This is a genomic window from Bradyrhizobium sp. HKCCYLS1011, assembly GCF_051167795.1.
GTDB lineage: Bacteria > Pseudomonadota > Alphaproteobacteria > Rhizobiales > Xanthobacteraceae > Bradyrhizobium.
Genome location: NZ_JBNPTT010000009.1, coordinates 159765 through 180573 on the forward strand (window position 1 = coordinate 159765; position 20809 = coordinate 180573).

The window sequence follows — 20809 nt, forward strand, 5'->3', positions numbered from 1 at the left end:
GTGCCAGCTTGATAAGACCGGGTGAACGATATGAAGGCCTATTTCATCGGCAGCGGCATCGGCGCACTCGCTGGCGCGGCATTCCTGATCCGCGACGGCGGCATCGACGGGCGCGACATCACGATCTTCGAGAAGCATCTGCCGTTCGGCGGCAGCCTCGACGGTGCGGCGCTTCCTGACGGCTCCTACTCGCTGCGCGGCGGCCGCATGCTGACCACGGACCATTACGAATGCACCTGGGATCTGCTCTCGACCATTCCCGGCGCCAGCGATCCGAGCAAGACGATCCGCGACGAGACGATCGCGTTCAACAAAGTCCATGTCGCGCATTCGCAGGCGCGCCTGGTCGACAAGAACCGCCACAAGGTCGACGTCTCCACCATGGGCTTCACCATGCAGGACCGGCTCGAGCTCGTACGGCTCACCGAGGCTTCGGAGGACAAGCTCGGCAAGTCCCGCATCACCGACTGGCTGTCGCCGCCGTTCTTCACCACGAATTTCTGGTACATGTGGCAGACGACCTTCGCCTTCCAGCCCTGGCACAGCGCGGTCGAGTTCAAGCGCTATCTGCACCGCTTCATGAACGAGTTTCCGCGCATCGAGACCTTGGCCGGCGTCAAGCGCACCGTGTTCAATCAGTACGATGCGATCGTGAAGCCGTTGACAACATGGCTGGAGGACCATGGCGTCAAGCTGGTCGGCGGCGTCGACGTGACCGACGTCGCGATCGTCACCGATGCCGGCAAGCACTGCGTGAAACAGCTGACGCTCAAGGAGGCCGACAAGATCAGCACGGTCGACCTCGGCGATCGCGACCTCGTATTCTTCCAGAACGGCTCGATGACGGATGCGACGAGCCTCGGCACCCATGATGCTCCGCCACCGCGGCTGACCAAGCAGGACAGCCAGGGCTGGACACTGTGGGAGACGATCGCAGCCGGCCGGCCGGAGTTCGGCAATCCTGCTTCGTTCAACGCATCGATCCCGGAATCCTGCTGGGAATCTTTCACCGTCACCTGCCGGAATCCCCGCTTCTTCGATGCCATGCAGGCCTTCAGCGGCAACGAGGCCGGCACCGGCGGGCTCATCACCTTCACTGAGTCCAACTGGCTGATGTCGATCGTGCTCTATCACCAGCCGCACTTCCTAGATCAGCCTGGGGATGTCCAGGTGTTCTGGGGCTATGCGCTGCATCCCGACCGCATCGGCAATTTCGTCCCCAAAGCGATGGCCGATTGCGGCGGCGCCGACATCCTGAAAGAACTGTGCGGGCATTTGAACTTCGACATGTCGGTGTTCGAGAACGCCACCTGCGTGCCCTGCCGCCTGCCCTACATCACCAGCATGTTCATGCCGCGCGAAAAAAGCGACCGTCCGCTGCCGGTACCGGCGAACTCCAAGAACCTCGCCTTCGTCAGCCAGTTCGTCGAGATCCCGGACGATGTCGTATTCACGGTGGAATATTCAGTGCGCGCGGCGCAGATGGCGGTCTATCAGTTGCTCGATATCATGCGCGCGATTCCGCCGATCACGCGCCACGACAAATCCTTCCGCGTGCTGCTCGACACCGTGGAGAAAGCCTTCGCGTAATTTCTGCGGCCGCGATTGCGCCGTGATCCGACCACATTTAGGACTTGGAACAGTCAAGATGACGCCAGAGTTGCTGTGACCTCTAGCGCGGGGCAGCAACTCTGGAGGTTTCCTTGAGGAGAGTCACTCTGGTTGCGGCTGGCCTGCTCGGCGCAATGGGTTCTGCGCAAGCCGAGTCAGGCCTTGCATCATACTATGGCGGTCGCGGTCATCACGGCGAGATGACCTGTGCCCATCGGACACGCCCGATGGGCAGCGTGGTCACAGTGTCGCATAGTGGTCGCTCGATCCAGTGCCGCGTCAATGACCGCGGACCGTTCGTGCGCGGGCGGGTGATTGATCTCTCGATCAGCGCCGCACGCGCGCTTGGTATGATGAATGCCGGCGTTGTGCGGGTCTCGCTCCAATGAAGGCTCAGTAGCCCAGCAGCGCCAAGCCGACCCAGCTCACGGCAAACAGCGAGATCACCGAGGTTGCCGCGGCCACGACGGATAACGAAATCTTCAAAGCTTTGAGGACCATAACGCGCCTCCTGACAATAGCCCCGGCATCGGGTTCAACCCCGATGCCGACCTGAAATTTCCTGGGAAACCGGCTCAATAAGAACCGAACTCCCAGTTGGTGCGCGCGGAAAGCGAAAAGGTTCAACGGCCCCCGTACAGCGAGCCCACATTCCCATGCGCCCCACGCCAACAGCGTCGGAGGCCTGCTGGTTCCGGCTGGTCGGCGACTTTTACGGATCGACCGCGGTCACAATCCAGAAAGCGGCCGGCACCGTCACCGCCCCGCCCTTGGCGTAGCGCGCCAGCGCCGATCGGACCGCCCCCGTTACCACCGCGACCGCATCCGCCTGGCCGGCGACGGCGCGGCTTGCCGGGCCGATCGCAAGCGCCGTGGCCGCAGCCCCGTCGAGCCCGCCGTCCCCACCGATGTCGAGCGAGAGATCGCAGCGCTCGAACCTGACACGGCGCAGGCCCGCTTCGGTCAGCACATGTTCGACCCAGTCGCGCTCGGCAAAGGCGAAATCGTCAGGCGCATGTGGCCGCAGACCCGGCAGCTTCGGCACATGCTCGTAAGCCGCCTGCAGCGGCTCCAGCGCCCACGGATTGTCGCGCAGTTCGCCCCAGCAGGCGAAGGCGATCCGGCCTTCGGAGCGCAGCGCGGTGCGAATGTTGAGAAAGCTGCGGACGGGATCGGCGAAATACATCACACCGAGACGTGACGTCACGAGGTCGGCGCTGGCCGCGTTGAAGTGATGCACCATCGCGTCGCCCTGCACGAAGGTGACGGGCGCCTCGGCGGGCGCGAGATCATTGGCCCGCACCAGCATCGGCGCCGATACGTCGACCCCGACAACCTGCCCGCCTCCGCCGACCTTTTCGGCCGCCGCGATCATGGTCGCGCCGCAGCCGCAGCCAATGTCGAGCACGCGCTCGCCTGGCTGGATCTCAGCACGCGCGATCAGCATCTCCTGGACCGGCGCCAGCATGTGGTCCAGCGCCGCCTGCCGCTCGACCCAGCGCTGCCCGCCCGCGCCATTCCAGAACGCGATCTGATCTGCATTCTCGAAATGGCCGAACGAGGTGTCGGGGGCACTATCCATGGCTGCCATCGGTGCTGAAACGTGCAGAAAAGTACGATAGTCGCCGTATCAGGCGGAAGCGGGTTTGAAAAGATGGGGAGCGGGCGTTGGGCTTACGACCCGACCTGAAATTCCGGCCGGAGAATCGGGGTCTGACGCTGACCCAGTTCACGCCTGAGCGCCAAGACCACGTCACGCAGTTCGCGCGCCAGTTCGGCGTTATACCGTCGCGCGTGGTCGGTCGCTGCGAGCAGCGCCAGGAGGTCGCAATCGTCCGCGCGCGTGCTCAGCTGGTCGATGATGTCCTCCAATTTGGTCATACCCCCTCGCACTGGAGTCCCGTCGTTAGGCCCGCATCCCCAGACGGAAACCATCCTCAATTTTGGAACTTCGCGCCATCGTCCTCGGGGGCAAATCGGCGCGCGCGGACGCGAGGTAACCGCTTCGGCGTCTTCGTTGTTTGTCTTGATCGCGATCAATTGCCTTGCCGGCCGTCTCGTCAAGCATCCAACTTGCCTTGATCTGGATCAAGCTGAGGCCGCAGACGAGGACGCAAATGCGCCGGACAATCGATCGTGGCCGTGACCAGCGGGAGAGGTCGACATGGCTAAGACAACCAAATTGTCCGTCGAGAAGGCGCTCAACAAAATCCGTGAATCGGACGCGCGGAAGGACAAGGCTGACCGGATCGACGACGAGATCGCCGCGCTCGATGAAGAGACGAAGCGCTTGAGAGCGCAACGGTTGCGACTGGAAGGTCATCAGCGCCGGTCAAGCAAACCGTAGCTGAAGCCGTTCTTCGCATCAGACGCAATCGAACTATCAACCTGTTTTCCGAGAGAGATGACCGCCACACTCTCGCAGCGGATCATGATCTCCCGGCTCGACGCTCGTGTTCCGACGCCAACATTCGCCCCTTTTGTTGGCTTCAGCAAATATTGGCATCGAAGGAACACGAGCCCATTGTTGTTCGTCGTGCAGCAGTGCTGCGGCAAGGGGCGCTTGTCACGGCCGTCCTGTCCAGACACACCGAGCCCAGTTCAGCTCAGAGCCCAAATGCCCCTGCAGAACCCCGCACTACATCATCGCGTAGGCGCGCCGGAAAGCGACGGCACCGGCGAGGGATCTGGCACGGGTGCGGACAGCATGGCCGTCATTTCCGCTGCGCACGATCCATTGCCCGTTCTCCTGGCCGACGATCTGTCCGACGTGGTGGCGCCACACCACGATCGCTCCGACCGAGGGACCGCCTGCATTGACGCCATAGCGCGCCCAGGAAATGGCGAGGTTGTACTGCGGCCCCGGATCGCTGCCGACTTGACTACGCATGTACCAGCCGCACCACGCGGCAGGGCGGCCCGAGTAACCATGTCCAGACGCATAGTGCCTATGATGAGAATGCCGATGATGAGTTCTCGCTTCAGCGCCTGATGCAAATACGCAAAGCATTGCCGTGGCAGCTACGAGCTTACGCATACGAATATCCTTCGTGCTGTTGAGGGAAACTATCGCGACACGCGATCAGAAATGGAGCCGTTCGAAAAAGACGATCAGACGTCTGCGGCTTAGCCCGCGGAATAAATCCGCTATTCGGGCTTTAAGAAATTCGAGATGGCGAAAATATGGCAGCCGTCATGCATAGGTTAACGCGCAGTACGGAACTTCCGAGCGACAAACTAATATCGGAACGCGCATCAACAAAATGATGCAACTTCATCAGAGATTCTGATTACTTATTAGTTTTCTGATCTAATTGACTGACAATCTCGCGCACCGCCATTTGGATAAAAACTTCGCGCATCATATGATCTGAAACGACGACGATATGGCTCGAACAAACTGCGGATGGAGTACGCACGATTTCCGGCCCGAGCTAATTAAGCTGTCCGGATTGAAATGAGGGGCCGTGCTCCGCCGCATTCGCGGGCGAATGTGCAAAGCCAATCGCGTCGCGGAGGGCCGGCGCTACGGCCGCGGAGAAGCCATGCTGGCGCGCGTCGGCAATCCCGTTGACATAGATCAAGGCTCCGGGATTGCACGACACGTGCACTCCCATTGCGCTCCCAGCAGCGGTCAGATGGGTCCGGAGACAGGCAATGGATGACAACAAGGTCGGCCTCACCCACGCCCATTTGCGAACGCCGCGCGCTGCGGCCGTCGCCGGCATCTTGTTTTCGGTGTTGCTATTCCTGGTATTTGGGCTGCTGCGGCTCTCGATACCCGGTGACCCCTTCGAGCCGGGAGCCTGGCTTCAAGGCGGATTGACATATGTGACGCCCGCCATGAACCTCGTGCCGTTCGCCGGGATCGCCTTCCTCTGGTTTGTGGGCGTACTTCGCGACCGCCTTGGATCGCGCGAGGACCGGTTCTTTGCGACAGTCTTCCTGGGAAGTGCTTTTCTGCTGCTGGCCATGCTGTTTGCCGCGGCCGCGGTGTTCGGCGCAATCATCACTGCATTTCGCGCGGCTCCCGAAGCCCTGGAACGCTCTGCCGCCTTTCATCTCGGACGCGGGCTGGCATATGCGATGATCAATATCTATCTGGTGAAAACGGCCTCGGTGTTCATGATCACGACATCGACGATCGCGCTCTATACGCATTTGACGCCGCGCTGGCTGGCGATCGGTGGATACGTCATCGCATTCGTGCTCATCGTCGGAAGCTATTATTTCGACTGGAGTCTGCTGGTGTTCCCGCTCTGGGTGTTTCTGGTGAGCATATCGATCTTGCGGGAACAGGAAAAGGAAGCCACTTCGCCTCCGTCGTGAACGATCCGCGAAGGGGCTGAAGCCGCGAACAAGAGGTCGTGCTACCAGTCACATGTCGAGTCTGTGACGGCCGATGACGAGCGCGCTGGCAAAATTCCTCCGGGGCGGAGAGGCCGGAAAGAGGTGACCGGCTGATCACCTCTTTCGCCTGCTCTACATCTACTGACAGAGATACGTCAGGCCATCGGCGGCTTTGACCGTCGTACCGGGATCACAGACAATCCCGTTGCGCGCCTTGTAAGCGTCCCATCCGCCATACCCGTACCAGGGACCATGAGCGTGATATGCCGGCATCAGCGCCCAATTTGTCGCGGTTGCGGCCACCGGAGCGACATAGGCAGCCCGCGCGCCCCACACGTTGTCATGGTGGTACGGCTCGCTCCCGGGCTCCTCATGATAATAAGTGCCATCCCATGCCGTCTGCCGGTCGTAAGGACCACCCGCGTAATAGCCTTGGCCTCTGTAGTACGGGTCCCCGCCCCAATAGGGCGACGTCGCGGCGCCAACCGCGGCAGCGGTACCGATCGCCGCGGCGCCGAGCCCTGCGCCGACCACGCCGGTGCCGTAGACGGAACGCCGATAATTGCGCCGTGCCACGCCAGCACCGCTCAGCGGCGTCAACGGTCGACCGATGCGCGCCTGCGCGTGATCGACCGACAGCGAGACGCCACCCGGTTCGGACCAGTTGAATGACAACAGCATTGCGGCTGCGAAAGCAGACGTTGCAACGGTCGCTCTTCCCAGACTGATCTGTTTCATGGGATTTTCCTCCGTCGTTTTCGCCAGCAACGACGTTCAGATCGAAGCCGGGCCGGCGCGATCATTCTCCCGCACGGTCGGCGCAGCTATCGCTCCGGCCGCTACTCCGCATTCAATAGCAAGGCTGGCCGGGCTCAATTGCCCTTTGGTCCGGTGTACCGCGGGACATGTCGCCGCTTCGGAAAAACCGGCTTACGCGAGTCCGCAAGCAGGCATGACGGCCGGGTCATTTCCCCCCGCCAGGATTCCGGAGACGGACCTAAGAACGAGCCGACCACGATTGCTTTGCCGATCAGCCGGTCCAGGGAAAGTTGTCGGGCGGGCCAGCTTGGACGAAGGTGGCCGGGAGCCTGTCCCGCAGCGGGCTTTGCTTGCTGCCCCGTGGAACGCGCAAGCCCAGCTCTTGTGTCGCGCCTTGTGCCGCGTCTTGCGCCGCGCCCGGATCAGGGTTAGAGGAACGGCATCGGAGCGTGGCGCAGCCCGGTTAGCGCACTAGTCTGGGGGACTAGGGGTCGTGGGTTCGAATCCCGCCGCTCCGACCATTTTCTTAATAAAATCAATGCCCAGGACAGGGTTCGCCGTAGCGGCGTCCGTCCTTGGACGAGATTTGTCCAAAGCTCTGCTCTGGGCGTATCGCTCGCCGATGGCCCAGATCAGACCTCCTCGCGTAGCAGCGAGCCGAAGCCCGCTGCACAGTCTGGTTCCTGCCAGACCACCGTTACCAACGGTGACCGACAAGCCGCCCGCTTGAGTGTTCAGAAGCGATAGTTCACCCCGACCGTGACGGTGTGGATCTGGTCCCGCAGATTCATGCCGGAGACGGTCACGTTTCTGGCGGCGTCGACCAAGGTCGTCGTGTGACTGCCGAAATCGTAATAGTTGTATTCCAGGTTCGTCGACCAATGCGGCGCGAAGATCCACTCGGCGCCACCACCGACGGTCCAACCGGTGCGCGTGCTGCTCGCGGTCGGCGCGACCGCCGGGCCTCCGGGGATCGTGAACGCGTCGGTGACCTTTTCGCGGGTCCAGGCCGCACCGCCCCGTCCGTAGATCAGCCAGGCCGGCGCAAAGCTGTAGCCGAGTCGCGCCGTCGCCGACGCCAGGAAGTCGTTGCCGAGGCTGAACTGCGCCGGCACCATCAGGCCGGTACCCAGATTCGTCACCGAAGAGGCGTGAGTGCTCTTGAGGCTCGACCAGGCGGCGCGCCCCTCGGCGCCAATGACCCAGTTGGGCGCGAATTGATAGTCGCAGCCGACCTGGCCGCCACCCACGAAGCCGGTCGAGCTGAAGTTATTGACCTGCCCGAAGACGTTGGTGGTGCGGTCCTGGCTGATCGCGGCGCCGATATGACCGCCGACATAACAACCGGTCCAGGAGAAGGTCTCGACCGGCGGGGCCATCCGTGGCGCCTTCACTGCAAGGTCGGCGGCGAAGGCGGACGAGGTTGTGGAGAGTGCCGCCAGCATGGCGGCAGAGAGGAAGCGACGCATAACTAAATTCATCCCACACAGAAACACTGTGCAAAATAAGTAGCATTCGGTCGCCGCAATTTCTGTATCGGGCCCGCAACATGCGCGTTGAGGTTGTTGTTCGCGGCGTAGCGGCTTGGAGGCGGAAAGGTGGCCCGTCGCCTCATCGATGTGGCGGTATCGCCTTGATCGCGGGGCGCAGCTGAGGATGGCTGGACCGAGCTCGGCCTAGCCGTCCTTCAGCGCGCGTTCGAGCAGCTGGCGGCAGTCGAGCAATTCCTTGAGCACGCCTTCGAGCCGCTCGCGGTCCTCCGCCTTCATGCCGGCCCGGGCCGGGGGTGCGCCGATCCGGAAGGTGTCGAGAATGTCGTCGTCAGCCTCGACGAAGCGGAAGTCGATGCCCTCGTCCTCGGAGGCTTCCTGGTCCTCATCCTCGGCGGTTTCGTCCTCCGGCTCCTCCTCGGGATGGTCGGTCTCCATCAGCGCCTGGCCGAGGGTCTCCTCGATCGCGCCGAACGAGACCGCAGCGGAGGCATCGGCAAGCCCCTGGACCGATTTGATGCCGTGCTCCTTGAGGATCCGCTGCACGCCGCGGATGGTATAGCCCTCGCCGTAGAGCAACCGGCGGATGCCCTTGAGCAGGTCGACATCGTCGGGCCGGTAATAGCGCCGGCCCCCGCTCCGCTTCATCGGCTTGATCTGGGCGAACCGGGTCTCCCAAAACCGCAGCACGTGCTGCGGGATGTCGAGCTCCTGCGCGACCTCGCTGATCGTTCGAAAAGCATCCGGCGCCTTGTCCAAATGCCCGTTCCCCTTCGACCGTGCTGACAAGAGATATGCTTACTCGACTATGACTCAGATTCGGGCGATTCGGACTCGGCGTTCAGCCCAAGTGATGAGTCCATGTCATGCGGTACAACCCGCATGCGGCGCTATTCGGGCTCGGCGCTGACCTGCTCCGGCTGAAGCTCGCCGTTCATCTTGCCGCCGGCATGGCCGTTGATGCGCTGCTTGAGGATCGCTGACGGCTTGAACACCATGACCCGGCGCGGCGAGATCGGAACCTCGGTTCCGGTCTTCGGGTTGCGTCCGATGCGCTGCCCCTTCTTGCGCACCATAAAGGAGCCGAACGAGGACAGTTTCACTGTCTCGCCCCGCTCCAGGCAATCAGTGATCTCCTTCAGCACCAGCTCGACGAAGGCCGACGATTCCGTGCGCGATAGGCCCACCTTCTGGTAGACGGCCTCGCAGAGATCAACGCGTGTAACTGTTTTTCCGGTGCCCGACATCGCCCGCCCCAAGTCTCGGCGAATAATTTTGCCACGAAATTAAGAGGTTAAGGGGCAATGGTCAACAGCGGCGTAAAGCTCGCCGCAGCTAAAAAGCGGTACATTCGACGGGTTTAGCGGGCCAATCCGGCTACCAGCGCACCAGCGCCGAGCCCCAGGTGAAGCCCCCGCCCATCGCTTCCAGCAACACCAGGTCGCCTTTCTTGATGCGGCCGTCCTTCACCGCAACGTCGAGCGCGAGCGGAATCGAGGCCGCCGAGGTATTGCCGTGCCGGTCAACCGTCAGCACCACCTTCTCGGGTGCGATGTGCAGCTTGTGCGCGGAAGCATCGATGATTCGCTTGTTGGCCTGATGCGGCACGAACCAGTTGATGTCCTCGGCGGTGAGGCTGGTGGCATTGAACGCATCGACGATCACGTCGGTGATCATGCCGACGGCATGCTTGAATACCTCCCGCCCTTCCATGCGCAGATGTCCAACGGTCTGCGTCGAGGACGGGCCGCCATCGACATAGAGCTTCGACTTGTGGCGGCCGTCGGAGCGCAGATGCGTGGTCAGCACGCCGCGGTCGGCCGACGTTCCCGGCAGATCCTGCGCTTCCAACACCAGCGCACCGGCGCCGTCGCCGAACAGCACACAGGTGCCGCGGTCGTTCCAGTCGAGAATGCGCGAGAAGGTCTCGGCTCCGATCACCAGCGCCCGCTTATACGCGCCGGTGCGCAGGAAGTTATCGGCGGTGGCGAGCGCGAAGACGAAGCCGGAACAGACCGCCTGCAGATCGAACGCCGCGCCATGGGTGATGCCGAGCCCGTTCTGAACTGCAACCGCAGTGGCCGGAAACGTGTTGTCGGGCGTCGATGTCGCCAGCACGATCAACTCGATCGACTGCGGATCGATGTCGGCTGAGCGGAGCGCGGCACGCGCAGCATTGATCGCCAGATGCGAGGTGAACTCGCCATCGGCGGCGATATGGCGCTGGCGAATTCCGGTACGCTGAACAATCCACTCGTCCGAGGTGTCGATGCGGTTTGCCAGTTCGGCATTGGTCACCAGCCGCTGCGGCAGGTAAGAACCACAGCCGAGCACCACCGAACGTTTGATCACGAGACAGGCTCCTGGTCGGTCGGTACGGAGGCCAACGCACCGCCGTCGCGATTGAGTGTTTGATTGATCTTGGTCAGGAGATCGTAGCGGGCCATCTCATAGCCAACATTGACTGCTGAGGCAAAGCCCTCGGCATCGGTTCCGCCATGGCTCTTGACCACGATGCCGTTCAGCCCGAGCAGCACGCTGCCGTTCGATCTGCTGGGGTCCAGGCGGTCGCGCAGCGCGCGGAACGCGTTGCGCGCGAGCAAATAACCGATTTGCGCGCGCCAGGTGCGCGCGATCTCAGTGCGCAGATATTGCGTGATCTGGCGCGCGGTTCCCTCCGCAGCTTTCAGCGCGATGTTGCCGCTGAAGCCTTCGGTGACGACCACGTCTGCCGCGCCCTTGCCGATGCCGTCGCCCTCGACAAAGCCGATATAATCGAGCTGCGACAGGTTCATCGCGCGCAGCATTTCCGCCGCCTCGCGAATCTCCTCGTGCCCCTTCATCTCCTCGACCCCGATATTGAGGAGTCCCACGCTCGGCCGCGGCTTGTTGAACAGCACGCTCGCCATCGCAGCGCCCATGACCGCAAGCGCCACCAGATGCTGTGCGTCGCCGCCGATGGTGGCGCCGAGATCGAGCACCACGGATTCGCCGCGCATGGTCGGCCAGATCGCCGCCAGCGCCGGCCGGTCGATGCCGGCCAGCGTGCGCAGGCAGAACCGCGCCATGGCGACCAGCGCGCCGGTGTTGCCGGCCGAGACCGCAACATCCGCCTCGCCCTTCTTCACGGCCTCGATCGCCAGCCACATCGAGGAGGTCTTGCGGCCGCGCCGCAGCGCCTGGCTCGGCTTGGCATCATTGCTGACAGAGACGTCGGTGTGGATGACGCGTGAGGCGGCCTTCAGCGCCGGCTGGCGGTCGAGTTCAGCGGCGATTTTTGCGCTGTCGCCGAACAGCAGGAACTGGCTGTCGGGATGACGGGCCAGCGAGGCCGCTGCACCGGGAATCACGACGGCCGCGCCGACGTCCCCGCCCATGGCGTCCAGCGCGATTCGAACCTTTTGCGGCATGACGTCCCGGAAACCTGATCTCTTAAACGAGCCTCGTGAATGAACGCCGCGGCAGTGGAGAGGCCCGCACCCATCCGGGCAGAAGATTGTCACCCGGCCCGGGCGGACAATAGCGTCTCCCGATGCCGAAACAACCTCTTGACCGCAGACGATTTTCCGCCCTCACGCGGTCGGCGGCCGGCAGCCATGGCGATTCCGCAAATGCGTTCAACACGTTATGACTGCTTCACGAGATTCCTTGGCAAAGCATCCGCACAAACACCTTGTGCGCAAAACGATGTCAATCGCCCTCCAATTTCCCCTTCGACGTCCCTTCGGACCGCGCCTCGGATCCCTGCGGACCGGTCCCGCCCTGCCCGTTGCCGGGTTTGAGCGACTTCAGTGCCGCGAACGGATGATCCTGCGGATCATCTGCAGCAACGGCCTGCTCGAACACGGCGCCCGGCTTACGCGGATAGGGGTCGATGCCGAGGAACAGGGCGTCGGTCGCGAGACGCGCGAGGTCGATCTGGCCGTTCACGATCGGCTCCGGCGGATCGGGCACGTCAGCGTCACCTTCGCCATCATCCTCGGACATATCCGACAGCTCGGGGATCTGCTCCGGCGGCGCGAACATCTGGTCGATCGGTTCGTCGATCTCGCTCTCGATCGGATCGAGCGTAACCACGCAGATCTGGCCGACTCGCGCCTGGACCCGGCCTTCGACATGAACCTTGCCGTCGCGCTTGAGCGTGACATCGAAGGAGGCATGCGCTGAGATCACCTCGGGCAGATCGGCGATCCCGGCGATGCCCTCGCGCGTCGCCTGGTCGGCCTCGATCTCCCGATGCAGCCCAGCTTCCGGAATCTGCGCCACGATCACCGGCGGCGCGCGCCATGGATTGGCAACGGGATCGCGAATCGCGTCACGGGACGCCTCTTTGTCTCTCCGGCTCATCTCATTGAATCCTGCTCAAGCGGTGCGGGAAAGGCCCAGGCGGCCCGCAACAGCGTCGTATCGTCAACTGCTGCCAGGCTTGCCGCCGCCCTGCTCGCATAGGACGCAAGGCGGAGTGCGCTGTCGGGTTGCTTCCCGTTCAAGATATTCTTCTGCAAGGCGTCCGCCAGTTGCGCCTCGCCATCCTGCCAGGCCAGATCGTAGGCTGCGGTCCGACCGTAAAACGCTTCGCCGAAGGCCCGCATGCGGCGGGGCACGGCGAGGTCGCCGACGCCCATTTCGCGCAGATTGGCGTCCATATCGTCGCAGAAATGGTCGAAAAGGACCTGCGACAGCGCCGTTCCATCTGCAGCGGTGCGCAGCCGCCGCAGCACCAGCCAGAGGTGCAGAATCAGCAGATCAAACCGGCCGTCGACCGTATCCGGCACATCCAAGTGTCTATAAAACAAGGGGTCTCGGGTCTGTGCCACGATCATGCCATAGATCGGCTCAATGGTCGCCCGCGGGGACAGCCGGGGTTTCCTGACATGGTTGAACGGCCAAAGCATCGACGGTTCCGTGTCTCGCCCGGTTGCGCAGATCTGTTGCAATCCACCGGCTCGCCCGGTACGTCAACGCCGGTCCCGACGCAAGGGGACGGGATCCGTTCTTGAACAAGATGACCCAGACAATGCGAATGACTGCCCGCACGCTCTCCCGCGGCCTGAGCACCCGTCTGCGCACGGCCGGCGCCATCGCGCTGACCTGCCTCGCACTCGGCGCCTGCACCGGCGAGCAGTTCCAGAAGGGCTATATCCTGCCGCCGGGAGCGCTGGAGCAGATCCCGATCGGCGCGAGCCAGGACCAGGTGCTGATCGTGATGGGCACGCCATCGACGGTGGCCACGCTGGATGGCGAGGTGTTCTATTACATCTCCCAGCGGGCCGAGCGCCCGGTCGCCTTCATGAACCAGAAGGTGGTCGACCAGCGGGTGATCGCGGTCTATTTCGACAAGAACCGCCAGGTTCGCCGGCTGGCCAATTACGGACTGAAGGACGGCAAGATCTTCGACTTCATCAGCCGCACCACGCCGACCTCGGGCCAGGAGCTCAGCTACCTGACGCCGCTGTTCAAGCTTCTCAGCTTCAACTGACGGCGCGTAAGCGCCGTCATCCCGAAGCGAGGCCGGCGGCCTCGAATCCGGGATCTCGAGATTCGGGGTTCTCGCTGACGCGCGCCCCGGAATGACGGGTGGGAAACAAAAACCCCGCGGCTCACGCCGCGGGGCTTGTCGTTTTGTATGCGCTGAACCTCAGTGCGCCAGAATCGCGAGCAGCAGCAGCGCGACGATATTGGTGATCTTGATCATCGGGTTCACCGCAGGACCCGCCGTGTCCTTGTAGGGATCACCGACGGTGTCGCCGGTCACCGCCGACTTATGGGCGTCCGACCCCTTGCCGCCAAAATGGCCGTCCTCGATGTACTTCTTGGCGTTGTCCCAGGCGCCACCGCCGGAGGTCATCGAGATTGCCACGAACAGGCCGGTGACGATGACGCCGAGCAGCATCGCGCCAACGGCCGAGAACGCCGCCGACTTGCCGGCCGGACCGCCACCCGCGATCGCATAGATCAGGAAATAGACGACGATCGGTGACAGCACCGGAAGCAGCGAGGGGATAATCATTTCCTTGATCGCGGCCCTGGTCAGAAGGTCCACGGCCTTGCCGTAATCCGGCTTGTCGGTGCCCTGCATGATGCCGGGCTTTTCGCGGAATTGCCGGCGCACCTCTTCCACGATCGCGCCCGCCGCACGGCCCACGGCCGTCATGCCCATCGCGCCGAACAGGTAAGGTAGGAGGCCGCCGAACAGCAGGCCCACCACCACGTAAGGGTTGTTCAGCGAGAAGTCCGGTTTGATTCCTGCGAAATAGGGATGATGCGCGGAGTCCGCGATGAAGAACTGCAGGTCCTGATTGTAGGCTGCAAACAGCACCAGCGCGCCGAGGCCGGCCGAGCCGATCGCGTAACCCTTGGTGACCGCCTTGGTGGTGTTGCCGACCGCGTCCAGCGCGTCAGTGGATTTGCGGACATCCTTCGGCAATCCCGCCATCTCGGCAATGCCGCCGGCATTGTCAGTCACCGGGCCGAAGGCGTCGAGCGCCACGATCATGCCGGCGAGCGACAGCATCGTAGCCGTGGCGATCGCGATGCCGAACAGGCCGGCGAGGCTATAGGTGACCAGGATGCCGGCAATGATCACGATCGCGGGCAGCGCGGTGGCCTCCATCGAGATCGCAAGGCCCTGGATCACGTTGGTGCCGTGACCGGTCACGGACGCCGCTGCAATCGACTTCACCGGGCGGAAGTCGGTGCCGGTGTAGTATTCGGTGATCCAGATGATCAGGCCGGTGACCACAAGACCGACGACGCCGCAGGCGAACAGCGCCATGCCGGTGTACTCGGCGCCCTCGATCTTGCCGAAACCGACCAGCCAGGAGATCACAAGCGCCACGCCGACCAGCGACAGCACGCCGGTCGCGATCAGGCCCTTGTACAGCGCGCCCATGATCGACTGGCTCGGGCCGAGCTTGACGAAGAAGGTCCCGACGATCGAGGTGATGATGCAGATGCCGCCGATCGCCAGCGGCAGCGTCATCATGTTGGCGAGGTGCGGCGTCTTGGCGAAGAAGATCGCAGCCAGCACCATGGTGGCGACCGCGGTCACGGCGTAAGTCTCGAACAGGTCGGCGGCCATGCCGGCGCAGTCGCCGACATTGTCGCCGACATTGTCCGCGATGGTGGCGGGGTTGCGCGGATCGTCCTCCGGGATGCCGGCCTCGACCTTGCCGACAAGGTCGCCGCCGACATCGGCGCCCTTGGTGAAGATGCCGCCGCCGAGACGGGCGAAGATCGAGATCAGCGACGCGCCGAAGCCGAGCGCGACCAGCGCATCGACCACCGTCCGGCTGTCGGGCGGGAGGTTCAAGAACTGGGTCAGGACCAGGAAGTAAAGAGTCACGCCCAACAGCGCGAGGCCGGCGACCAGAAGCCCGGTGATGGCACCGGATTTGAACGCAAGCTCGAGCCCGCCGGCGAGCGAGGTCGTTGCCGCCTGCGCGGTGCGGACGTTGGCGCGGACCGAGACGTTCATGCCGATGAAGCCGGCGACGCCCGAGAGCACCGCGCCGATCGCAAAGCCGACCGCGACCAGGGGGCCGAGGAAGTAGGCCAGAAGCAGAAAGATCACGACGCCGACGAACGCAATCGTCGTGTACTGGCGGCGCAGATAGGCCTGTGCGCCCTCGCGCACCGCGGCCGCAATTTCCTGCATTCGCGCATTCCCGGCGTCCGCCTTCAGGACCGACGATGTGGCCCAGATCGCGTAGACGACCGCGAGCGCTCCGCAGAGCACGATCACCCATAATGCTGACATGTAGTTTCCTCGGCTTTCTGCTTTCAGCTCATACCCACGCACGTCACGATTGTGCGACGCACGCGCCCCATATAGGCCTCCCACTTGCGGGGAGGTTCCTCAAACGGCCCCGACCTTGCCAAAATCGCCATCATGGCGCAACGCCGCGAGAGCTGAACCGCTGTAAAATCGGTCAACCTTTCGTCGGCATGTGCAGGCGCGAATGGGTCTCAGAAGTGGCTGAAGGACAGGCGCGTCAAACTGATCTCGGCGCCCTGCCCGTCCAGAAAGCGAGGACGGCCAGCGCCCGCAGCGATGGTTCCGATCTCCGCGACCGCAACGCCGGCCTGCCCGGCCTCGGCCAGGAAAGCCTCGCGCTTCACAGCAGGAACTGTGCACAGGATTTCATAGTCGTCGCCGCCGGAGATCATGGCCGCGATGTCGGCGGCGCCGCGGGACAGCAGCATCGCGGCGACCGGCGATGTCGGGATACGTGACACGTCAACTTCGGCGCTGACCTTGGAGGCGGCACACAGCTTGGCGAGATCCCCGGCGAGGCCGTCGGACACGTCCATGGACGCGGTCGCGAAATCCCGGATGCAAGCCGCTAAGGCGTTGCGGGGCTGGGGCACGCGATAACGGCCGATCAGCAGCTCGCGCGCAGCGGGATCGCCCGCCAGGGCTGTGGCGGCCGGGCCGCCCTTGAGCACTTCGAGCCCGAGCACGGCATCGCCGATCGTGCCGGTGACCATGATGCGGTCACCGGGGTTCGCGCCAAAGCGATGCACCATGCGTCCCGCGGGCACCCGCCCCCAGGCGGCGATCGAGATCATCACCGGACCGGGCGTCGACACGGTGTCGCCGCCCAGCAGCGGGCAACCGAAGCTCACCGCATCCTCGCCGAGGCCGCGCGCAAAGGCGCTGAGCCAGGACTCATCGGCCTTGCGCAGCGCCAGCGTCAGCACAAAGCCGGCCGGAGTCGCGCCCTTCGCGGCAAGGTCGGAGAGATTGACTCGCAGCGCCTTCTTGGCGATTCCCTCAGGCGGATCATCGGGCAGATAGTGGACGCCTTCGACGATGGCGTCGGTCTTGACCACGATGTCACAGCCCTCGGCCTTGATGATCGCAGCGTCGTCGACGAGGCCGAACGCGCCGGGATCGGTCGCCAGCGGCTTGAAATACCGCGCGATGAGGGAGTCTTCGCCGGAGGGGGTGTCATTGGTCATCGGCTTGGTCCCGACGCCACGCTGTCATCGCCCGGCTTGACCGGGCGATCCAGTGCGCCGCAGCCTCTCCGTGTCCCTCGAACGCCTCTGGAATACTGGATCACCCGCCTTCGCGGGTGATGACACCGGTAATGCCGACCGAGCTGTGGTCCGGAGCCAATCCGAGTTTGTTGTGATCGGCCCGCACACATCGAACTACTTCTGATCCAACTCGTCGCTGCGATATTGTCGCGCGAGCTGATCGAGCACGGCATTGACCATGCCGGTCTCGTCGCGCTCGACGAAAGCGTGGGCGACGTCGACATATTCCGAGACTACGACGCGGGCCGGAATGTCCTTGCGATGTTCGAGCTCATAGGCGCCGGCGCGCAGCACCGCGCGCAGGATCGCCTCGATCCGCTTCAGCGGCCAGCCGCGCGACAGCGCTTCGTCGAGCACCGGATCGATCTTCTTCTGATCGCGCACCACGCCGGAGACGATGTCACGGAAGAAGGCCGCTTCCGCCGGCAGATATTGCTCGCCCTCGACTTCGCTGCCGATCCAATGGCTCTCATATTCCGCGAAAATGTCGTTGAGCCCGGCGCCGGCGATATCCATCTGGTAGAGCGCCTGCACCGCGGCAAGTCGGGCTGCGCCGCGGCGATTGGCCTTGCGGTCGGGCGCTTTGGACCTGTTCCTGATCTCGGCCATCGATCAACCCTTCGCAAGACGGCGCTTGATGCGCAGCATCGCGAGCGCCGCGCGCGCCGCGTCGCCGCCCTTGTTGAGCTCGGAGGCGCGCGCCCGGGCCCACGCCTGCGCCTCGGTGTTGACGGTGAGGATGCCATTGCCGAGCGGCAGCCGTCTGTCGACCGCGAGATCCATCAGCGCGCGCGAGGATTCGTTGGAAACGATCTCGAAATGGATGGTATCGCCGCGGATCACGCAGCCGAGCGCAATCGCCGCATCATAGGGCTTGCCGTGGCTCTCGGCTGCATCCAGCGCAATCGCGATCGCCGCCGGAATCTCCAGCGCGCCAGGAACCGTGATCACGTCATGCGTCACTCCGGCCGCCTTCAGCTCGGCGAGCGCGCCTTCGAGCAACGCATCCTGAATGTCGTCATAGAATCGCGCCTCGACGATCAGCGCACGAGCGCCGGAAATGTCGTTCTGGTCCTTCAATGGGGCGCGCCGCGCGTCTGCCATCGGTTCAATCCGTTCTTGACGTCGACGTACAACATCACTGTTGATCGTCAACGAATGTGGGTGGCGTTTGTAGTCGTCGCGGCTTCGCTCGCCAAGTCCCGAAACCAGCGCTGCACCGTGATGGCCGGGACGGGCCCTGCCACAACGTTCGTGCTGCGAAAAGCAAGTCGTGGATGCCCGGCACCAGGTCGGGCATGACGGCTGACCTATTTCATATCCGTCAGGCGCGCCGCGTAGCGCGCCATCAGGTCGACCTCGATATTGACCTCGGTCCCCGCCTGCCAGGACGACAAGGTCGTCACCTCGAGCGTATGCGGGATGATCAGCACCGAGAAGGTCACATCCTCCACCGTGTTGATCGTCAGCGAGACGCCGTCGAGCGTCACCGAGCCCTTCGGCGCGATGAAGCGCGCCAGCTCGCGCGTGGTCTTCAGCGTGAAGCGCGCCATGTCCGGCAGGTCCTCACGGCTGACAATGGTTGCGATCCCATCGACATGGCCGGCAACGATGTGGCCGCCGAGCTCGTCGCCGATCTTCAGCGCGCGCTCCAGGTTCAGCCGGGTGCCGGCTTTCCATCCCTTGGCCGTGGTGAGGGCGAGCGTCTCCGCGGCGGCGTCGACCTCGAACCAGGTTTTGCCGTTGGCGATGCCCGACTGCACAACGGTCAGGCAGACGCCATTATTGGCGATCGATGCGCCATCTGCAATGGTAGCACGATCGTAATGGCAGGCGATGCGCAAGCGATGCAGCTGCCCTTGCGCCGTCGGCGTCAGACTTTCGATCTCGCCGATATCGGTGACAATGCCGGTAAACATTTACGCGCGCTCGTAGATCGAGAGGGTGTCGGTGTCGAGCGTGTCGCTAGCACGAACGCGATAGGCCGACGACTGCGTGATTGCGGCCAGCGGCAATGCGTCCAGCGCAGCGATGCCGCCTTCGCCAATGACATCGGGTCCGCGGAAAAGCCAGATTTCGTCGACGAACCCGCTGGCAACGAAATGCGACGCGATGCGGCTGCCGCCCTCGACCATCAGCCGGGTGATGCCGTGCGCGCTCAATGCCTGCAGCACGGCCGGCAGATCCAGTCCCGGTGACGGACATGGCGGCATCCGGATCACCTGTGCGCCGGCTGCGCCGAGCCGGGTTACCGCCGCGGCTTCGGCCGTTTCGGCGCAGACCAGCCAGAGCGGGGTCGCTCGCGCCGATTGCACCAGCCGACTGTCTCCCGGAATGCGCAGCGCCGTGTCCAGCACCACCCGCACCGGCGAGCGGCTTGCCATCCCCGGCAGCCGGCAGGTCAGCAGCGGATCATCCGCCAGCACGGTGCCGATGCCGACCAGGATCGCATCGCATTGCGCGCGCAACAAATGGACGCGTGTTCTCGCCGCCTCGCCAGTGATCGCAACCGGCTTGTGGCCGGCCGCGCCGATCTTGTCGTCGGCAGACACCGCAAGCTTGAGGATGATATGCGGGCGACCGTCCCGGACGCGGCGGAAATGGCCGGCGTGGTCGCGCGCGGCATCAGCCGAACACAGCCCAACCTCGACCTGGATACCCGCGGCCCGCAGCTTGGCGTGCCCCTGCCCTGCGACTTGCGGATTGGGATCCTCGATCGCGGACACCACGCGCGCGATGCCGGACGCCATCACCGCATCCACACAGGGCGGCGACTTGCCGTGATGCGAGCATGGCTCGAGCGTCACATAGAGTGTCGCGCCCTTCGCGGCTTCGCCCGCGCGCCTGAGCGCCTCGGGCTCGGCATGCGGACGCCCGCCCGGCTGGGTCCAGCCGCGGCCGACGATCACGCCATCCTTGACCACGACGGCGCCGACAGCCGGATTCGGCCAGGTCCGCCCCAGCCCGCGACGGCCAAGCGACAGCGCCAGCTGCATGAAACGGCGATCGGCTTCCTTCTGCGCGCGGAGCTTCTCGCCGACCTGATCGACCAGCACGCGGAAGATCATTTGCGGACCGGCGCAAGCCGCGGCGCGTCCTCCTCCGAGGAGAGCTCGCCGAGCACGGCCTCGAAATCCTTGGCTTCGCGAAAGTTGCGATAGACCGAGGCGAAGCGGACATAGGCGACGTCGTCGAGCTGGCGCAGATGCTCCATCACGATCTCGCCGATCGCCTCCGACGACACCTCGGACTCGCCACCGCTCTCGAGCTCGCGCACGATCGCCGAGACCGTCTTCTCCACCCGCTCCGGGTCGACCGGACGCTTGCGCAGGGAGATCTGCACCGAGCGCATCAGCTTGTCGCGATCGAACGGCACACGGCGACCGTTGCGCTTGATCACGGTGAGTTCACGCAGCTGCACGCGCTCGAAGGTGGTGAAGCGGAAATTGCAGGAGACGCAGACCCGTCGCCGCCGGATCACGGCGGAATCCTCGGTGGGACGGGAATCCTTCACCTGCGTATCGAGACTGTTGCAGCTCGGGCAGCGCATTTAG

Annotated in this window: 23 protein-coding genes and 1 tRNA gene; 5 read left to right on the forward strand and 19 right to left on the reverse strand. The window is 63.9% G+C overall.

Annotated elements, in window-relative coordinates:
- Positions 1 to 30: 30 nt before the first annotated feature.
- Together ACQR1W_RS28285 and ACQR1W_RS28290 are read left to right on the forward strand one after the other, a co-directional pair.
- A complete protein-coding gene (locus tag ACQR1W_RS28285) occupies positions 31 to 1590 on the forward strand; it encodes an oleate hydratase (RefSeq protein WP_434854036.1) in 1560 nt (519 codons plus the stop codon).
- 155 nt (positions 1591 to 1745) lie between these two features.
- Positions 1746 to 2000, forward strand: coding sequence for a septal ring lytic transglycosylase RlpA family protein (locus ACQR1W_RS28290; RefSeq protein ID WP_434854037.1), 255 nt, complete (start codon positions 1746 to 1748; stop codon positions 1998 to 2000).
- Between the two features lie 323 nt (positions 2001 to 2323).
- Here the strand turns inward: ACQR1W_RS28290 and ACQR1W_RS28295 are convergent, their stop codons facing one another.
- The 4 genes from ACQR1W_RS28295 to ACQR1W_RS28310 form a co-directional block, all read right to left on the reverse strand.
- Positions 2324 to 3193, reverse strand: coding sequence for a class I SAM-dependent methyltransferase (locus ACQR1W_RS28295; RefSeq protein WP_434853874.1), 870 nt, complete (start codon positions 3191 to 3193; stop codon positions 2324 to 2326).
- Positions 3194 to 3285: 92 nt separating this feature from the next.
- A complete protein-coding gene (locus ACQR1W_RS28300; RefSeq protein WP_035981810.1) occupies positions 3286 to 3492 on the reverse strand; it encodes a hypothetical protein in 207 nt (68 codons plus the stop codon).
- Between the two features lie 25 nt (positions 3493 to 3517).
- Positions 3518 to 3934, reverse strand: coding sequence for a hypothetical protein (locus ACQR1W_RS28305; RefSeq protein ID WP_434853875.1), 417 nt, complete (start codon positions 3932 to 3934; stop codon positions 3518 to 3520).
- Positions 3935 to 4249: 315 nt separating this feature from the next.
- Positions 4250 to 4501: a hypothetical protein gene (locus ACQR1W_RS28310; RefSeq protein ID WP_434853876.1), complete on the reverse strand. Its 252-nt coding sequence runs from the start codon at positions 4499 to 4501 to the stop codon at positions 4250 to 4252.
- Positions 4502 to 5268: 767 nt separating this feature from the next.
- Here ACQR1W_RS28310 and ACQR1W_RS28315 point away from each other — a divergent pair.
- The gene (locus ACQR1W_RS28315; RefSeq protein WP_434853877.1) at positions 5269 to 5940 is read left to right on the forward strand and encodes a hypothetical protein; all 672 of its coding nucleotides are present in this window, start codon (positions 5269 to 5271) and stop codon (positions 5938 to 5940) included.
- A gap of 159 nt (positions 5941 to 6099) precedes the next feature.
- On the opposite strand, the gene ACQR1W_RS28320 is transcribed toward ACQR1W_RS28315, so the two are convergent.
- Positions 6100 to 6699: a hypothetical protein gene (locus ACQR1W_RS28320; RefSeq protein ID WP_434853878.1), complete on the reverse strand. Its 600-nt coding sequence runs from the start codon at positions 6697 to 6699 to the stop codon at positions 6100 to 6102.
- A gap of 464 nt (positions 6700 to 7163) precedes the next feature.
- Between ACQR1W_RS28320 and ACQR1W_RS28325 the strand changes: the two genes are divergently transcribed.
- Positions 7164 to 7241, forward strand: a tRNA-Pro gene (locus ACQR1W_RS28325).
- Between the two features lie 213 nt (positions 7242 to 7454).
- Here ACQR1W_RS28325 and ACQR1W_RS28330 read toward each other — a convergent pair.
- From ACQR1W_RS28330 to ACQR1W_RS28360, 7 genes are all read right to left on the reverse strand, one after another.
- On the reverse strand, positions 7455 to 8189 hold the full coding sequence (locus ACQR1W_RS28330) for an outer membrane protein (RefSeq protein WP_434853879.1): 735 nt from the start codon (positions 8187 to 8189) through the stop codon (positions 7455 to 7457).
- 207 nt (positions 8190 to 8396) lie between these two features.
- Positions 8397 to 8969: a MerR family transcriptional regulator gene (locus tag ACQR1W_RS28335; RefSeq protein ID WP_008969884.1), complete on the reverse strand. Its 573-nt coding sequence runs from the start codon at positions 8967 to 8969 to the stop codon at positions 8397 to 8399.
- A 131-nt stretch (positions 8970 to 9100) separates the two neighbouring features.
- Complete coding sequence (locus tag ACQR1W_RS28340; protein WP_008969885.1) at positions 9101 to 9457, reverse strand: integration host factor subunit alpha; 357 nt, start codon at positions 9455 to 9457, stop codon at positions 9101 to 9103.
- A 130-nt stretch (positions 9458 to 9587) separates the two neighbouring features.
- Positions 9588 to 10562, reverse strand: a complete 975-nt coding sequence (locus ACQR1W_RS28345) for a beta-ketoacyl-ACP synthase III (RefSeq protein ID WP_008969886.1) — start codon at positions 10560 to 10562, stop codon at positions 9588 to 9590.
- A complete protein-coding gene (gene plsX, locus ACQR1W_RS28350; RefSeq protein ID WP_434853880.1) occupies positions 10559 to 11620 on the reverse strand; it encodes a phosphate acyltransferase PlsX in 1062 nt (353 codons plus the stop codon). The genes ACQR1W_RS28345 and plsX overlap by 4 nt, the downstream gene beginning before the upstream one ends.
- A gap of 280 nt (positions 11621 to 11900) precedes the next feature.
- Positions 11901 to 12557 (reverse strand): YceD family protein, encoded by a 657-nt coding sequence (locus ACQR1W_RS28355; RefSeq protein WP_434853881.1) that lies wholly within the window; start codon positions 12555 to 12557, stop codon positions 11901 to 11903.
- Positions 12554 to 13105 carry a ubiquinol-cytochrome C chaperone family protein gene (locus ACQR1W_RS28360; protein WP_434853882.1) on the reverse strand — a complete coding sequence of 184 codons (552 nt, stop codon included), beginning with the start codon at positions 13103 to 13105 and terminating at the stop codon, positions 12554 to 12556. Before ACQR1W_RS28360 ends, ACQR1W_RS28355 begins: the two co-directional genes overlap by 4 nt.
- A 122-nt stretch (positions 13106 to 13227) precedes the next feature.
- Between ACQR1W_RS28360 and ACQR1W_RS28365 the strand changes: the two genes are divergently transcribed.
- Positions 13228 to 13689, forward strand: a complete 462-nt coding sequence (locus ACQR1W_RS28365; RefSeq protein WP_008969890.1) for an outer membrane protein assembly factor BamE — start codon at positions 13228 to 13230, stop codon at positions 13687 to 13689.
- Between the two features lie 159 nt (positions 13690 to 13848).
- Here the strand turns inward: ACQR1W_RS28365 and ACQR1W_RS28370 are convergent, their stop codons facing one another.
- The 7 genes from ACQR1W_RS28370 to nrdR all read right to left on the reverse strand — a co-directional run bounded on the left by ACQR1W_RS28370 (position 13849) and on the right by nrdR (position 20805).
- Positions 13849 to 15969 carry a sodium-translocating pyrophosphatase gene (locus tag ACQR1W_RS28370; RefSeq protein WP_434853883.1) on the reverse strand — a complete coding sequence of 707 codons (2121 nt, stop codon included), beginning with the start codon at positions 15967 to 15969 and terminating at the stop codon, positions 13849 to 13851.
- A gap of 209 nt (positions 15970 to 16178) precedes the next feature.
- Positions 16179 to 17174 (reverse strand): thiamine-phosphate kinase, encoded by a 996-nt coding sequence (gene thiL / locus ACQR1W_RS28375; RefSeq protein WP_434853884.1) that lies wholly within the window; start codon positions 17172 to 17174, stop codon positions 16179 to 16181.
- A 195-nt stretch (positions 17175 to 17369) separates the two neighbouring features.
- Positions 17370 to 17864: a transcription antitermination factor NusB gene (gene nusB, locus ACQR1W_RS28380; RefSeq protein WP_008969893.1), complete on the reverse strand. Its 495-nt coding sequence runs from the start codon at positions 17862 to 17864 to the stop codon at positions 17370 to 17372.
- 3 nt (positions 17865 to 17867) lie between these two features.
- A complete protein-coding gene (gene ribH, locus ACQR1W_RS28385) occupies positions 17868 to 18359 on the reverse strand; it encodes a 6,7-dimethyl-8-ribityllumazine synthase (protein WP_434853885.1) in 492 nt (163 codons plus the stop codon).
- A 206-nt stretch (positions 18360 to 18565) separates the two neighbouring features.
- On the reverse strand, positions 18566 to 19174 hold the full coding sequence (locus tag ACQR1W_RS28390; protein ID WP_434853886.1) for a riboflavin synthase: 609 nt from the start codon (positions 19172 to 19174) through the stop codon (positions 18566 to 18568).
- Positions 19175 to 20323 (reverse strand): bifunctional diaminohydroxyphosphoribosylaminopyrimidine deaminase/5-amino-6-(5-phosphoribosylamino)uracil reductase RibD, encoded by a 1149-nt coding sequence (gene ribD, locus ACQR1W_RS28395; RefSeq protein WP_434853887.1) that lies wholly within the window; start codon positions 20321 to 20323, stop codon positions 19175 to 19177. It lies immediately after the preceding gene.
- Positions 20320 to 20805, reverse strand: coding sequence for a transcriptional regulator NrdR (nrdR, locus tag ACQR1W_RS28400; protein ID WP_008969897.1), 486 nt, complete (start codon positions 20803 to 20805; stop codon positions 20320 to 20322). The genes ribD and nrdR overlap by 4 nt, the downstream gene beginning before the upstream one ends.
- Positions 20806 to 20809 lie beyond the last annotated feature (4 nt).

Excerpts from the sequence above, each read along its gene's own strand:
- ACQR1W_RS28285 (WP_434854036.1), top strand. The coding sequence starts at position 31 with ATGAAGGCCTATTTCATCGGCAGCGGCATCGGCGCACTCGCTGGCGCG.
- ACQR1W_RS28290 (WP_434854037.1), top strand. The coding sequence starts at position 1,746 with ATGGGTTCTGCGCAAGCCGAGTCAGGCCTTGCATCATACTATGGCGGT.
- ACQR1W_RS28295 (WP_434853874.1), bottom strand. The coding sequence starts at position 3,193 with ATGGATAGTGCCCCCGACACCTCGTTCGGCCATTTCGAGAATGCAGAT.
- ACQR1W_RS28300 (WP_035981810.1), bottom strand. The coding sequence starts at position 3,492 with ATGACCAAATTGGAGGACATCATCGACCAGCTGAGCACGCGCGCGGAC.
- ACQR1W_RS28305 (WP_434853875.1), bottom strand. The coding sequence starts at position 3,934 with ATGACCTTCCAGTCGCAACCGTTGCGCTCTCAAGCGCTTCGTCTCTTC.
- ACQR1W_RS28310 (WP_434853876.1), bottom strand. The coding sequence starts at position 4,501 with ATGCGTAGTCAAGTCGGCAGCGATCCGGGGCCGCAGTACAACCTCGCC.
- ACQR1W_RS28315 (WP_434853877.1), top strand. The coding sequence starts at position 5,269 with ATGGATGACAACAAGGTCGGCCTCACCCACGCCCATTTGCGAACGCCG.
- ACQR1W_RS28320 (WP_434853878.1), bottom strand. The coding sequence starts at position 6,699 with ATGAAACAGATCAGTCTGGGAAGAGCGACCGTTGCAACGTCTGCTTTC.
- ACQR1W_RS28330 (WP_434853879.1), bottom strand. The coding sequence starts at position 8,189 with ATGCGTCGCTTCCTCTCTGCCGCCATGCTGGCGGCACTCTCCACAACC.
- ACQR1W_RS28340 (WP_008969885.1), bottom strand. The coding sequence starts at position 9,457 with ATGTCGGGCACCGGAAAAACAGTTACACGCGTTGATCTCTGCGAGGCC.
- plsX (WP_434853880.1), bottom strand. The coding sequence starts at position 11,620 with ATGCCGCAAAAGGTTCGAATCGCGCTGGACGCCATGGGCGGGGACGTC.
- ACQR1W_RS28355 (WP_434853881.1), bottom strand. The coding sequence starts at position 12,557 with ATGAGCCGGAGAGACAAAGAGGCGTCCCGTGACGCGATTCGCGATCCC.
- ACQR1W_RS28360 (WP_434853882.1), bottom strand. The coding sequence starts at position 13,105 with ATGCTTTGGCCGTTCAACCATGTCAGGAAACCCCGGCTGTCCCCGCGG.
- ACQR1W_RS28365 (WP_008969890.1), top strand. The coding sequence starts at position 13,228 with ATGCGAATGACTGCCCGCACGCTCTCCCGCGGCCTGAGCACCCGTCTG.
- ACQR1W_RS28370 (WP_434853883.1), bottom strand. The coding sequence starts at position 15,969 with ATGTCAGCATTATGGGTGATCGTGCTCTGCGGAGCGCTCGCGGTCGTC.
- thiL (WP_434853884.1), bottom strand. The coding sequence starts at position 17,174 with ATGACCAATGACACCCCCTCCGGCGAAGACTCCCTCATCGCGCGGTAT.
- nusB (WP_008969893.1), bottom strand. The coding sequence starts at position 17,864 with ATGGCCGAGATCAGGAACAGGTCCAAAGCGCCCGACCGCAAGGCCAAT.
- ribH (WP_434853885.1), bottom strand. The coding sequence starts at position 18,359 with ATGGCAGACGCGCGGCGCGCCCCATTGAAGGACCAGAACGACATTTCC.
- ACQR1W_RS28390 (WP_434853886.1), bottom strand. The coding sequence starts at position 19,174 with ATGTTTACCGGCATTGTCACCGATATCGGCGAGATCGAAAGTCTGACG.
- ribD (WP_434853887.1), bottom strand. The coding sequence starts at position 20,323 with ATGATCTTCCGCGTGCTGGTCGATCAGGTCGGCGAGAAGCTCCGCGCG.
- nrdR (WP_008969897.1), bottom strand. The coding sequence starts at position 20,805 with ATGCGCTGCCCGAGCTGCAACAGTCTCGATACGCAGGTGAAGGATTCC.